The sequence below is a fragment of the [Mycobacterium] manitobense genome (genome assembly GCF_025821665.1).
Lineage (GTDB): Bacteria > Actinomycetota > Actinomycetes > Mycobacteriales > Mycobacteriaceae > Mycobacterium > Mycobacterium arseniciresistens.
Genome location: NZ_JACKSJ010000095.1, coordinates 1 through 12791 on the forward strand (window position 1 = coordinate 1; position 12791 = coordinate 12791).

Genomic DNA, 12791 nt, shown 5'->3' on the forward strand with positions numbered 1-12791 from the left:
GGGCCCCCACCGCCCGGTCGTGCTCATGCCCGGTCGCCCGGCGATGCGCGGCCAACCCGGCTCGCGTCGGCGTCCGCGCCGGGCGCGTGCCGGATCGCGGTGTCCAGCGGGTCGGACGGCTCGTCGTCGATGTCGTCGTCGAGGTCGGCACGGTCGGGCTGGCCGCGGAACCGGTGCCACAGCCGCCGGCCGACCAGCAGTGCCAGCACCGCGCCGCCGGTCAGCGTGATGAAGAACAGCACCTTGCCGTAGGCGTTGGAGTGCACTGACAGCCGCACCGGTTCGCCGAGCGGCAGCCCGTCTTCGGTCTGCAGTGCGACGTCGACCGCCACCCGCTGGGTGAAGTGCACCTCGATCGGCACCCGCAGCGGCAGGAAGCCCGGCGGTAGTTCGATGACACCCATGTCGGTCACCGACATGCCCGGCGGGGCGTCGACCTGCAGGCGCACCCGCACCGGGACCGGCAGGTCGTTGCGCAGCGCCAGCGGCAACGGGCTGCGCTCGGTCGCCAAGGTGTAGGCGCCGCCGGGATTGACGACCGTGACCGCGCCGAACAGGTCGTCGACGGTTTCCGCGACACGCGAGAGCCGTTGCTGCGCAAGCCCGTTGCGGGCACCGGGCGGCACGGCCAGGCTGAGCGCGCGCAGCATGTCCTCGCGCAGCGGCGCGGTGTACTGGGTGCCCGTCAGGCCGGTGCGCGTGTCGGTGGTCAGCGCCGCCGAGAGTCCGTTGAGCCGGCCGACGGCCGCGGCGATGCCGGACGTGACCGCCTGGTCGATTCGGCCGTCCGGGTTGCCCAGTTCGGCGGGCGGGGGCGGGGCCAGCGGCTGCGGCGGAAGCGCGTCGCCGTCGGCGATCACCTCCGCCAGCGGACGTGGCACCGCGAGGCCGGCGCGGATCGCGGTGGCTGCGGCGGTCAGGATCGCCTGCGCGTCGTCGGCCCGCACGTTCCACGTCAGCGGCGGCATCAGCAGCTGGCTGCGCGGCGCGGCGTCCGGACGCAAACCACGCCACAGCAGTGAGCCGAGCGCATCCTGGCGGCGGGCCACCTCGGAGTCGTGCTGGACGGGGACCTCCAGCGACGGATCCAGGTAGGTGGGGGCGACCGGCTCGGAGCCGACCCCGGCGAGGGCCGCCCCGACGGTCGGGTCGAACGGCACCGCGACCAGGTCGGGAGCGAGGCGCATCGGGGCGAGGTCGGCGGTGCTCAGCACACCGGTCGCGGAGTCCTGCGCGGTGAGGTCGGCCGCGGCGATGGCCACCCGGCGGCCCCGCGCGGACAACAGTTGCGCGGCCGGTCCGGTCAGGGGACCGTCGCCGACGATCGTCACGCCGCGCACCGACGGGATCCCCAGCAGCTGGTCGACGATGTCGGCGGCGCCGGTGGTGGCGATCGTGCGCAGCGCCGGGTCGCCGACGCGCTGCACGGCGTCGAGGTCGGCCTGGGCGTAGGTGGTGGGCGCGACGCACATCCGCTGTGCCAGCGCCTTGAGGCGGTTGAGCCAGCTGATCGCGGCGTCCTGACCGGTGCCGGGCCGGGTCGGGGTGCCGGGTCCGGCATCGACGCCCTCGTTGACGACGTAACCGGTGGTCATCGCGTTGACCGTGACGAGCAGATCGGGGTCGACGGCCAGGCAGAGGGCGCCGCTGAGCTGACCGCCTGCGTCCACGGTCGGCCCGACGGCGAAGTCCACCGCCGACAGCAGGGTGTCCAGCCGGCCGCCCGGCGCCAGCGAGGTGGCCAGCTCGTCGTCGACCAACCGCACGGGCGCCGCGCCGCCGGGGACGCCCGGCGCGAGGCGCGGCCGGTCGGCCAGTGGCCAGAACATGGTCAGGCGGACCGGGCGGGATGTGTCGGGCGGCACCACGGAGGTGAGGGTCTCGGCGACCGACGCGGCGGCGCCGTCGGGCGGGACGCCGAGCACCGGCAGCAGGAACCGGGCGTCGTCGAGCCGGGCCGGCGCGCCGTAGTCCGGAGTGCCGTTCACGTTGACCAGCACCGGGAACACCCCCGGCGCGCCGATGGCCAGTGAGGGCTGGTCGGGGGAGCGCAGCGGGTAGCGCAGGGTGAACGGCACCTGCCTGCCGCGCTGCAGTTCGGGAGCGAGCGTGACGAATTCGGCGACGGGCGCGAACTGGTCGACGTTGCCGGTCAGGTTGGTGCGCAGCCCCGCGGAGGAGTCCACCGCCGCGGCGTGTTCGAGGCGCACCATCACGTCGCGCACCGGGCGGTCACCGACGTTGAGCACCACGCCGGACACCGTCACCACGGGTTCGCTGGTGGTGGTGACGACGTCGGGGGTGACCCGGTCGATCCGCAGCTGCAGGAACGGGGTGGCGCCCGGCTCACCCGCGGCGGCCTGTGGCAGCGCGGCGGGGACGGCGAAGAGTACGAGCAGCGCCACGGCGGCGAAGAGCCGCGGCAGCACAGCCGGGCGGCGCCGGGCGGTCACGGCCCCTGTCCGCATCCGTTCGTCCGCCGGCCTGTTGTGGGTGGGCTCGACTCGTCGCGACGACGGTTGCGGGTGTGGGAGTGGGTCTGCGGGCGCCGCCGCGGCGAGCTGTGCGGCAGCGGCGGCAGCGAAGCGGGGCCGTCTGAGTGCAGTTTGTCGATCAGCTCGCCGGCCACCTCGGCGAGGCGCCGCTCGTCGGCGTAGGCGAGCCGCGACGGCAGCTCCTTCAGCGGCACCCACGCCACCTCGGTCACCTCGACGTCCTCATCGGAGAGCTCACCGCCGAGGAACCGCATGAGGTAGTGGTGCACGGTCTTGTGGACGCGGCGGCCCTCGGTGACGAACCAGTAGTCGATGCTGCCGAGCGCGGCCAGCACGCTGCCCTGGATGCCGGTCTCCTCGGCGACCTCGCGGATCGCGGTCTGCTCGGCGGTCTCGCCGAGTTCGATGTGGCCCTTCGGCAGTGACCACAGCATCCGGCCGCGGCGGTCGATGCGACCGATCAGCGCGGCGACCTGACCGTCCTTGGGTCCGTCGAGACCGTCGATGACGAGGCCGCCCGCGGAGGTCTCGTGCACGGTGCGCAACCGTTCCGGCGGGCGGCGCGGCCGGTTCTTCTGCTGCTTGGCGTGTTCGGCGGGGGTGCGGGGCGGGGTGGGCGCCGCGGAATGGTTGTGCGGGCCGACGACTTGCTGACCAGCCTGCTGGCCGGCTTGCTGGCCGGCCTCGGGCGGGCCTGCCGCGCGTCGGCCGCGGCGACGCCCGCGGCGCCGTCGTGGTTTGGCCTGTTCGCCTTCCGACACCCAAGCGATAGTAGCTGCCACCTGGTATACGTCCCGGCCGCACTCACCGGTCGGTGCAGGACCGTTACCGTCTAGGCTCATCGAACGTGTCCGACTCCGCTGCTGACCTCGAACTGCTGGCCGGTGCGGTCGCCGCGCTCCACCGGCACGATTCGCTGCTGCGCGAGCTCGGCGCGGTGTTCGCCGATGCGGGTCACGACCTGTACCTGGTCGGTGGCAGTGTGCGCGACGCACTGCTCGGCAGGCTCGGCACCGACCTCGACTTCACCACCGACGCGCGGCCTGCTCAGATGCAGAAGCTGCTGCGCGGGTGGGCGGACGCGTTGTGGGACACCGGCATCGAGTTCGGCACCCTCGGCGTCGGCAAGGACGGTCACCGGCTGGAGATCACCACGTACCGCGCCGACAGCTACGACCAGGTGTCACGCAATCCCGAGGTGCAGTTCGGCGACACACTCGAGGGCGACCTGGTGCGCCGCGATTTCACGGTGAATGCGATGGCGGTGCGCATCACCGCCGACGGCATCGGCGAGCTGCACGACCCGCTGAACGGCCTGGCCGCCTTGCGGTCGCGGTTGCTCGACACGCCGTCGGCGCCGGAGGTGTCGTTCGGCGACGACCCGCTGCGGATGCTGCGGGCCGCGCGGTTCGTGTCGCAGCTGGGGTTCGGCGTCGCCCCGCGGGTGCTCACCGCGCTCACCGAGATGGCCCCGCAGCTCGGCCGGATCACCGCCGAGCGGGTGGCCGCCGAGCTGGACAAGCTGCTGCTGGGCGACGATCCGGTGGCGGGCATCGACCTGATGGTGCAGACCGGGCTCGGTGACGTGGTGCTGCCCGAGGTGGGCGCGATGCGGATGGCGATCGACGAGCACCACCAGCACAAGGACGTGTACTGGCATTCGCTCACGGTGCTCAAGCAGGCGATCGACCTCGAGGGACCCCGGGGGCAGGAGCGCAGCGACTCGGGGGATGTCGGAGGCCCGGACCTGGTGCTGCGCTGGGCGGCGCTGCTGCACGACATCGGCAAGCCGTCGACCCGCCGCCACGAACCCGACGGCGGCGTGAGTTTCCATCACCACGAGGTGGTCGGCGCGAAGATGAGCCGCAAGCGGATGCGCGCGCTCAAGTACTCCAAGCAGATGGTCGACGATGTCTCGCAGTTGGTGTACCTGCACCTGCGGTTCCACGGCTACGCCGACGGCAGCGGGACCGGCCGCTGGACCGACTCGGCGGTCCGCCGCTACGTCGCCGACGCCGGACCGCTGTTGTCGCGGCTGCACAAACTGGTGCGGGCCGACTGCACCACCCGCAACAAGCGGCGGGCGGCGCGGCTGCAGGCGAACTACGACGACCTGGAGCACCGGATCGCCGAGCTGGCCGCCAAGGAGGATCTGCAGCGGGTCCGGCCCGACCTGGACGGCAACGAGATCATGCGGCTGCTGGACATCCCGGCGGGTCCCGAGGTCGGCGAGGCGTGGCGGTATCTCAAGGAGCTGCGGCTGGACCGCGGGCCGCTGGACCACGACGAGGCCGTCGACGAACTGCTCGCCTGGTGGAACACCCGCCAGAACACGTAGGGAACCGCCCGCCACGGCGCGGCGTCTGACCCACATGGAGTACTGCCTCGGCGACGGTGACGGGTCGGCGACCATGTGGACCGCGGAGCCCGACGTCGACCTCGACGGTGACGGCCGGCCGGACGCGGTCGGCCTGGACTTCGACGGCGACGGCCGCCTCGACGACGTGATGGCCGACCGCGACGGGGACGGCCTCGCCGAGCAGGCCGCCCTCGACCTCGACGACGACGACCGCGCCGAGGCGCACTTCACCGACGACGGCTCGGGGACCTGGCTGCTCAGCGTCGACCGGGCCGGTCAGGTGCGCTGGTTCGGGCTGGACGGCGCCGAGCAGGTGGGCGGTCCGCTGGTCGACGTCGACGCCGACGGTGAGGCCGACGACCGGCTGGCGGACAGCGACGGCAACGGCCTGGCCGACCGGGCGTTCTCCGAGGGTGTCGCGCTGGTGGACACCGACGCCGACGGCCGCTGGGACGTCAGGCTCACCGACTCCGACGGGGACGGGAAGGCCGACGCCGCCACCGAGCTCTGAGCCGCCACCTTGACGGGGCTGTCACTTAGTGACACAGTCGAGATGTCACTAAGTGACACGGAGACGGGAGGCGACTGCGTGGACACCGACGCCAAGCGGCTGACCGTCTCGCGGCACGCTGCGGCGTTGTTCTGGGAGAAGGGAGTGTCCGCCACCAGCGGCGACGACATCGCCGCGGCCGCGGGGCTGTCCACCCGGACGATCTGGCGCTACTTCCGCACGAAGGAGAGCTGTGTGGAGCCGCTGCTGGCGCGTTCGGCCGACCGGTTCCTCGAGATCCTGCACCGGTGGCCGCTCGAACTGTCCCTCGGCGAGCACCTCGCCCTGGACACCGCCCGACATCCACTCGACGAACAGGGCATCGAGGACGAGTGGAGCGGTATGCGCATCAGCACCATGACCGAATCCGAACCGGCACTGCGCACGGCCTACCTGATGGTCCACGACCGGCTCGAACGGGGCCTGATCCCGGTGGCCGCCGAGCGGTTGCGCCTCGCGCCGGACGATCTCACGGTGCGCCTCTGCGCCGCCGCCGTCACCGGCGCGTTCCGCGTCATCGACGAGGACGTCAGCCGGGCGATCATCGTGGACAACCGCAAGGTCACCCAGGCCGAGGCCCTGGCACTGATGGACCGGGCGATCAACGATGCCACCAACGGCAGGCTCGGTGGCCCCGTGACCACCTGAGCCATCAACCGCCACAACCGAATTCCGCACTCCGCCCGGTCTCACCGCCGGGGCGGTCGATGGCGCGCGCCGCCGTCAACAGAAAGGATCGACATGCCACTGCCACCACCGATCACCGTCGAGGAGCTCTTCAGCCCTCCTGTGCGCGCCCGCGCGACGATCTCCCCGGACGGCACCAGGATCTCCTACCTCGCGCCCTGGCGGAACCGGCTCAACGTGTGGGTGCAGCGCACCGACTCCACCGACAACGGGCGCTGCGTGACCGCGGACGCGAACCGCAGCGTCATGGGCTCCGACTGGACCGGCGATTCCCGGTGGCTGCTCTACCTGCAGGACGCCAACGGCGACGAGAACTGGCACGTCTTCCGGGCCGATCCGGACGAAACCGATTCGCCCGCGGTCGATCTCACACCCTTCCCGGGGGTGCGGGCGTTCTATCAGCTGCTCCCCGGCCGGCCCGGCACCGCGATCGTCCAGATGAACAGGCGCACTGTCGAACTGATCGACGTCTACGAGCTCGACATCGCCACCGGCGAGTTGACGATGCTCGCCGAGAACCCCGGCAACGTCGCCGCGTGGGTGGTCGGTGGTGCAGGCACCGTCCTGGCCATGGCGACCCTGCCGAACGGCGACATCGAGATCCAGCAGTGGGAGGGTGCGGCGGCGGGACTGCGTCGGGTCGCGGTGTTCGACGGGGCCGACCACCCGCTCGGGATCTTCCCGTTCGACATCACCCCCGACGGCACCGGCGTCTGGTTCGGGTCGAACCGCGGCACCGACCGCACCCGCCTGGCCCACCTCGACCTCGCCACGGGCGAGGAGACCGAGGTCGACAGTGACCCCGTCCTCGACCTGGACACCACCGGTCTGGTCGTGCCGTTGTTGCCGTCGCCGCTGATCCAGGACCGCCGGACCGGCGAGTTGATCGGGGTGCGTTACCAGGGTGAGCGGCGGGTCGTCCGGGCGCTGAACCCCGCCTTCGCCGCCGTGCTGGAGAACCTGATGAAGCTGTCGGACGGCGACCTGGCCCTGACGTCGTCCGACGACAGTGGGCAGCACTGGGTGGTCACCTACTTCCACGACCGCGAACCGGGCTTCACCTACTACTACGACCACGGCAGTGGTGAGAGCCGACTGCTGTTCCGGCCGCTGCCCCACCTCGACCAAGCCACGCTGGCGCCGATGACACCGGTGACCGTGACGGCGCGAGACGGCTTGGCGCTGCCGTCGTACCTGACACTGCCGGTCGGTGTCGAACCGGCCGGGCTGCCCACGGTCTTGGTCGTGCACGGTGGTCCGTGGGCCAGGGACAGCTGGGGCTTCGACCCGACGGTGCAGCTACTCGCCAACCGCGGATATGCGGTGCTGCAGGTCAACTTCCGCGGCTCGACGGGCTTCGGCAAGGCGCACATGCAGGCCGCGGTCGGCGAGTTCGCCGGCGGCATGCACGACGACCTCGTCGACGCCGTCGAGTGGGCCGTCAAGGAGGGATACGCCGACCCGGACCGGGTGGCGATCTTCGGCGGCTCCTACGGCGGATACGCCGCGCTGGTCGGCGTCACGTTCACCCCCGACGTGTTCGCCGCCGCGATCGACTACGTCGGGATCTCCAACCTCGCCAACTTCATGCGGACCCTGCCTCCGGGCGCCCGGCCGCACCTGGCCGCGAACTGGCACCGCTATGTCGGCGATCCCGACGATCCCGAGCAGGAGGCCGACATGCTCGCCCGCTCGCCGATCAGCCGGGTGGACCGCATCCGCACCCCGCTGCTCGTGGTGCAGGGCGCCAACGACGTCCGCGTCGTCAAGGCCGAGTCCGACAACATCGTCGAGGCGCTGCGGGCGCGGGGCGTCGAGGTCGAGTACATGGTCAAGGACGACGAGGGCCACGGCTTCCTCAACCCGGAGAACCAGATCGACCTGCACCACGCGGTCGAACGCTTCCTCGCCCGGCACCTCGGCGGGAGGGCGCCGACGGTCTAGTCGCGACCCGCTCCCGGCGGGCCGGCGAAGGCCTGCGCGATGGTCAGCCACGTCTCGGCGTCGGCGCCGTCGGCCCGCACGTCGAGCTCGGCGCGCGGGCGGCGCTGCGTCACGAGGTAGCAGAAGTCCTCGGCCGAACCGGTGACGCGCTGTTCGGCGTCGGGCGGGCCCCAGGTCCACGACGACCCGTCGGGTGCGCGTAGTTCCACGTGAAACGGTGCCGCAGGAACGGGCAGTCCGTGCACGGCGAATGCGAAGTCCCGGGTCCGTACGCCGATGTGGGCGATCGACCGCAGCCGCGCCGTCGCAGGGCGCGTCACACCGAGCGCGTCGGCGACGTCCAGGCCGTGCGCCCAGGTCTCCATCAGGCGTGCGGTCGCCATCGACGCGGCGCTCATCGGCGGGCCGAACCACGGCAGCTTGCGGCCGTCGGCGACGCCGAGGAGTTCGTCATGCAGGCGGGCCCGGGTGTGCCGCCAGTCGGCCAGCAGCTCGGTGGGCGCGGTCATGGCCAGCTCGGCGGCGCCCTCGTCGACGAAGCCGGTCGGGTTGGTCGCGGCGGCGCCCAGCACCTCGGTGAAGGCGGCCTCGTCGGTGACCGAGAGCAGCGCGACCCGGTCGGTCCACAGCAGGTGGGCGAGCTGATGGGCGATGGTCCAGCCCGGTGCGGGCGTCATCCGGGTCCACTGCTCGGCGGGCAGGTCGGCGATCAGCGCGTCGAGGTCGTCGCTCTCGGCGCGGAGATCGGCCACCACCGCCGCTGCTGCCGCCATGCCGGTCAGGTTAACCAGCCGGCGTGCGGCGCCCGACGGCGGCGTGCGCGGCCAGGCCGAGCAGGTACACCACCGACCCCGCCACGGCCAGCGCCGGCGCGTGCCCGCCGGGCGGAATGAAGAAGGCCGCCACCGTGATCGCCCCGATGAACGCCACCCAGAACAGCGAGTCCTGCACGGTGAACACGTGGCCGCGCAGCGCGTCGTCGACGTCGATCTGCATGGCGCTGTCGGCACACAGCTTGACGACCTGACCGGCGATGCCGAGCAGGAACCCGCACGCCACCATCATCGGCAGCTGCAGACCGGCGCCGGCGAGCTGGACCACCACCGCGAACGCGAGCGCGCCGTTGGCGGTGGCGTAGCGGCCCCACCGGCCGACGGCGGGTGGGGTGAGGAAGTTGGCCAGGAACTGCCCGACGGCGCCGGCGGAGAGGAAGCTGACCGCCGAGCCGAGCCCGGCGACGGCCTGGGTGTCGCTGTGCCGCACGATCACCAGCACCAGCAGAGTGTTGATGCCGATCGCCATCCGGTGCGCGGCGAGCCCGGCGAGCGTCGCGGCCACCGTGCGGACGCCGACCGCGGTACGGATGCCGTGCACCCAGCCGGTCGCGACGGCGTAGAGCGCCGACCCGTGGATCGACCGGACGCTCTCGTGGGGGCCGAGCACGTTGGGCGAAAAGCGCACCGAGAGCAGCAGTGCGAATGCCACGGGCGCGGCGACCAGGAAGATGATCGTCGATGCGCCGGTGTCGTCGTCACCGAACAGCCAGCGCAGCAGCAGCATGAAGACGGCGCCGGCGAAGGCGGCGATCCCGCCGACGGCCGTCGCCACCGAATTCATCCCCACCACCCGATCGCGCGGCACCACGTCGGGCAGCGCCGCCGACATGCCCGACGAGACGAACCGGGTGAACCCGTTCGCGATCAGCGCGCCGAACAGGATCGGCAGGTCACCCACTCCCGCGGCGAGCATTGCACCGACGCCGAGCACCAGCAGCAATCTGCCGACGTTGGCGCCAATGAGGACGACGCGCCGGTCCCAGCGGTCGAGCAGCGCGCCGGCGAACGGACCCAGCAGCGAGTACGGCAGGTACAGCACGGCGAACGCGCCCGCGATCTCCCACGGAGTGGCGGCTCGCTCGGGGTTGAACAACAGGGCGCCGGCGAGCCCTGCGGCGAACAGCCCGTCGCCGAACTGGCTGACGGCGCGGAGCTCCAGCAACCGCCGGAATTCCGGCAGTGCCCGCACCGACCGCCACACCATCCGGGCCGGACGCGAGTCGACCACGGCGAGATCACGTCCTCTACAAACAATGGGGGAGCGGCAACCCGGTCCAGCGTACAAATCTTCGCCCGCGAGGCGGTTGTTGGCCACGTCGGCCAGCGGCTGATGCCATGATGGAGTGGTGGCGCAGTCAGAGGATCCGGAGGATTTCATCGCCCCCGCTGCCCACCGGGTGCGCGCGGGAACGCTGCTGCTGGCGAACACCGATCTGCTCGAACCGACGTTCCGCCGCAGTGTCATCTACGTCGTCGAGCACAACGACGGCGGCACCCTAGGTGTCGTGCTCAACCGGCCCAGTGAGACCGCCGTCTACAACATCCTGCCGCAGTGGGCGAAGCTCGCGACCAAGCCGAAGACGATGTTCATCGGCGGCCCGGTGAAGCGGGACGCCGCGCTGTGCCTGGCGACGCTGCGGGTGGGGGTCGAGGCCAACGGCACGCCTGGACTGCGGCACGTACAGGGCCGGATGGCGATGGTGGACCTCGACGCCGACCCGGATTCGGTGGCGCCGCTGATCGAGGGGGTGCGGATCTTCGCCGGGTACAGCGGCTGGACCATCGGCCAGCTCGAGGGCGAGATCGAGCGGGACGACTGGATCGTGCTGTCGGCGTTGCCGACCGACGTCCTGGTCGAGCCGCGGGTGGACCTTTGGTCCCGGGTGCTGCGGCGTCAACCGCTGCCGTTGTCGCTGCTGGCGACCCATCCGATCGACATCAGCCGCAACTGACGCCGGTCAGGAGGCGACGTCCTCGGCCTTGGGCATCGCATGCCGTGGCGCAGAGGCTTCCGTCGGCCAGGTGTAAGGATCTTCCGGCGGTATCGGGCTGCCCAGCAGGAAGGTGCGGTCCGTGCGGCTGGCCCTGGCGATCGTCATCAGCCACGTCGCCAGCGTGCTGACACGGTTCTGCACGCCGGTGAGGAACGCGATGTGGATCACGCCCCAGCCCACCCAGCCAAGGAAACCGGCGAGCTGGATCGGTCCCGCCTCCAGCAGCGCGTGCCCGCGGCTGATGTAGGCGGCCGAACCAAGATCGCGGTAGCGGTAGGGCTTGCGCTTCTTGCCCTCGAGGTCGCGCCGCACGCACGCGGCGGCATGCATCCCGCCCTGCATGGCATTCTCGGCGACGCCCGGTAGCCGGTCGCGGCCGACGAGGTCGCCGATCACGAAGATCTCCGGATGGCCGGGCACGGAGAGGTCGGGCTCCACCGCCATGCGTCCGGCACGGTCGGACTCGACGTCCAGCACCTCGGCGAAGCGCCGGGCGAACGGCACCGCTTCGACGCCGGCCGTCCACAGCGCGGTGCGTGCGGCGTAGTGCTCGTCGGGGCCGCCGTCCTTGGGCGAGACGGTGACCTTGTCGCTCAGCACATCGGTGACGTGCACGCCCATGTGCAGTTCGACGCCGAGCTCTTCGAGCGTCCTGGTCGCCTTGACGGCCAGCCGCGGTGAGAAGCCCGCGAGCACGCGCTCACCGCCGTCGAAGAGCAGGACGCGGGCCTCGGTCGGTTCGATGCTGTGGAACTGGTTGGCCAGGGCCCGGGTGGTGATCTCGCGGATCTGACCGGCCAGCTCGACGCCGGTGGGTCCGCCGCCGGCCACCACGAAGGTGAGCCAGCTGTCGCGCTCCGGTCCCGGCGGAAGGGTCTCGGCGATCTCGAAGGCGCAGAACAGCCGCCTGCGGATGCTCAGCGCGTCGTCGAGGGTCTTCATCCCGGGCGCGAACTGGGCGAACTCCGGCTTGCCGAAGTACGACTGCTGCATCCCGGCGGCGAGGATCAGCACGTCGTAGTCGACGGTGAACATCGATTCGTCGGGGCGCCGGGCCGTCACCACCCGCTCGTCGGGGTCGAGGTCGACGGCCTCGCCGAGCAGGGCCCGCACATTGCGGTACTGCTCCAGTTCCTCCCGCAGCGAGCGACTGATCTGCCCGATGCTCAGCGTGCCGGTCGCGCACTGGTAGAGCAGGGGCTGGAAGACGTGGCAGGCCGCACGGTCGAGGAGCGTGACGTCGACGTCCAGGCGGCCGAGCCGGCGGGCGCAGAACAGGCCGCCGAAGCCACCACCGATGACGAGTACTTTTGTGCGTTCGCTCACAGCAGGGGCGTACCCAGCGGCCTCGCGCATTACGCGCGGGCCTGGTCAGTGGCAGGACAGCGTGCACGCGGCGCACGAGCCGGCGCAGCCTGACCCGTCTTGGGCCGTCGCGGCGTTGCGTGCGGCGGCGAGTTTGGCGCTCTGCCAGCAGCCTGCGGCGACGGTGCCGACCGCTCCGGCCACGCAGACGATCACCACCAGCAGTGCGGTGTGCGGTTGGGCCGCCAGGGCGACCGTCCCGCCGGCGGCCAGCATGACCGCGGCGGCGAGTTGGGTGGGCGCGACGGTCCGCAGCACCTGCCGCACGGGGTCGGCGGGCCGGGGATGGGTGAGCAGCCAGAGGCCGACGCCCGCGATCGCGACGGCGGCGCACAGACACAGCACCGCGGTGATCAGCATGGGTCACACGATACGAAACGCGGGTAACGCCCGCTCAGATGGGGCGCCCCCCGGGCGCCAGGCTTCGCCCGGGGGACGTCGTCTTCTAGCCCGCCAGTGCGGACACTGCCGGGGTCCGGGGCGGCGCGGGCACGACTGGCGGCACCGCCGGCACCGCCGGGGCCGACGCTGCGGCGGGTGACGCGGCTGCTGCGGCGGCCG

At 71.9% G+C, this 12791-nt stretch carries 11 protein-coding genes; 5 read left to right on the plus strand and 6 right to left on the minus strand.

The window, feature by feature from the left end; translation table 11 throughout:
* Nucleotides 1–23: 23 nt before the first annotated feature.
* Together H7I41_RS12425 and H7I41_RS12430 are read right to left on the minus strand one after the other, a co-directional pair.
* Nucleotides 24–2468, minus strand: coding sequence for a DUF6049 family protein (locus H7I41_RS12425; RefSeq protein WP_264012890.1), 2445 nt, complete (start codon nucleotides 2466–2468; stop codon nucleotides 24–26).
* Nucleotides 2450–3256 carry an NUDIX hydrolase gene (locus tag H7I41_RS12430; protein ID WP_264012891.1) on the minus strand — a complete coding sequence of 269 codons (807 nt, stop codon included), beginning with the start codon at nucleotides 3254–3256 and terminating at the stop codon, nucleotides 2450–2452. Before H7I41_RS12430 ends, H7I41_RS12425 begins: the two co-directional genes overlap by 19 nt.
* 86 nt (nucleotides 3257–3342) lie before the next feature.
* Here H7I41_RS12430 and H7I41_RS12435 point away from each other — a divergent pair, with 86 nt between their 5' ends.
* The 4 genes from H7I41_RS12435 (at nucleotide 3343) to H7I41_RS12450 (ending at nucleotide 8035) form a co-directional block, all read left to right on the plus strand.
* Nucleotides 3343–4833: a CCA tRNA nucleotidyltransferase gene (locus tag H7I41_RS12435; RefSeq protein ID WP_264012892.1), complete on the plus strand. Its 1491-nt coding sequence runs from the start codon at nucleotides 3343–3345 to the stop codon at nucleotides 4831–4833.
* A 34-nt stretch (nucleotides 4834–4867) separates the two neighbouring features.
* Nucleotides 4868–5365 (plus strand): pullulanase, encoded by a 498-nt coding sequence (locus H7I41_RS12440; RefSeq protein ID WP_264012893.1) that lies wholly within the window; start codon nucleotides 4868–4870, stop codon nucleotides 5363–5365.
* Nucleotides 5366–5443: 78 nt separating this feature from the next.
* Nucleotides 5444–6052: a TetR/AcrR family transcriptional regulator gene (locus H7I41_RS12445; protein ID WP_443735555.1), complete on the plus strand. Its 609-nt coding sequence runs from the start codon at nucleotides 5444–5446 to the stop codon at nucleotides 6050–6052.
* Between the two features lie 93 nt (nucleotides 6053–6145).
* The gene (locus H7I41_RS12450) at nucleotides 6146–8035 is read left to right on the plus strand and encodes a S9 family peptidase (RefSeq protein ID WP_264012895.1); all 1890 of its coding nucleotides are present in this window, start codon (nucleotides 6146–6148) and stop codon (nucleotides 8033–8035) included.
* Here the strand turns inward: H7I41_RS12450 and H7I41_RS12455 are convergent.
* Nucleotides 8032–8808, minus strand: coding sequence for a TIGR03084 family metal-binding protein (locus tag H7I41_RS12455; protein ID WP_264012896.1), 777 nt, complete (start codon nucleotides 8806–8808; stop codon nucleotides 8032–8034). The two genes, H7I41_RS12450 and H7I41_RS12455, sit on opposite strands and share 4 nt — an antisense overlap.
* Before the next feature lie 10 nt (nucleotides 8809–8818).
* A complete protein-coding gene (locus H7I41_RS12460) occupies nucleotides 8819–10099 on the minus strand; it encodes an MFS transporter (protein ID WP_264012897.1) in 1281 nt (426 codons plus the stop codon).
* A 118-nt stretch (nucleotides 10100–10217) separates the two neighbouring features.
* On the opposite strand from H7I41_RS12460, the gene H7I41_RS12465 reads away from it, so the two are divergent.
* The gene (locus H7I41_RS12465) at nucleotides 10218–10823 is read left to right on the plus strand and encodes a YqgE/AlgH family protein (protein ID WP_264012898.1); all 606 of its coding nucleotides are present in this window, start codon (nucleotides 10218–10220) and stop codon (nucleotides 10821–10823) included.
* A gap of 6 nt (nucleotides 10824–10829) precedes the next feature.
* On the opposite strand, the gene H7I41_RS12470 is transcribed toward H7I41_RS12465, so the two are convergent.
* Nucleotides 10830–12221 carry an NAD(P)/FAD-dependent oxidoreductase gene (locus tag H7I41_RS12470; protein WP_372503734.1) on the minus strand — a complete coding sequence of 464 codons (1392 nt, stop codon included), beginning with the start codon at nucleotides 12219–12221 and terminating at the stop codon, nucleotides 10830–10832.
* A gap of 15 nt (nucleotides 12222–12236) precedes the next feature.
* Nucleotides 12237–12590 carry a hypothetical protein gene (locus H7I41_RS12475; protein WP_264012900.1) on the minus strand — a complete coding sequence of 118 codons (354 nt, stop codon included), beginning with the start codon at nucleotides 12588–12590 and terminating at the stop codon, nucleotides 12237–12239.
* Nucleotides 12591–12791 lie beyond the last annotated feature (201 nt).

Bases quoted from the DNA above. Each gene is read 5' to 3' on its own strand.
- H7I41_RS12470 (WP_372503734.1), bottom strand. From the start codon at position 12,221: ATGCGCGAGGCCGCTGGGTACGCCCCTGCTGTGAGCGAACGCACAAAA.
- H7I41_RS12425 (WP_264012890.1), bottom strand. From the start codon at position 2,468: ATGCGGACAGGGGCCGTGACCGCCCGGCGCCGCCCGGCTGTGCTGCCG.
- H7I41_RS12475 (WP_264012900.1), bottom strand. From the start codon at position 12,590: ATGCTGATCACCGCGGTGCTGTGTCTGTGCGCCGCCGTCGCGATCGCG.
- H7I41_RS12450 (WP_264012895.1), top strand. From the start codon at position 6,146: ATGCCACTGCCACCACCGATCACCGTCGAGGAGCTCTTCAGCCCTCCT.
- H7I41_RS12455 (WP_264012896.1), bottom strand. From the start codon at position 8,808: ATGGCGGCAGCAGCGGCGGTGGTGGCCGATCTCCGCGCCGAGAGCGAC.
- H7I41_RS12440 (WP_264012893.1), top strand. From the start codon at position 4,868: ATGGAGTACTGCCTCGGCGACGGTGACGGGTCGGCGACCATGTGGACC.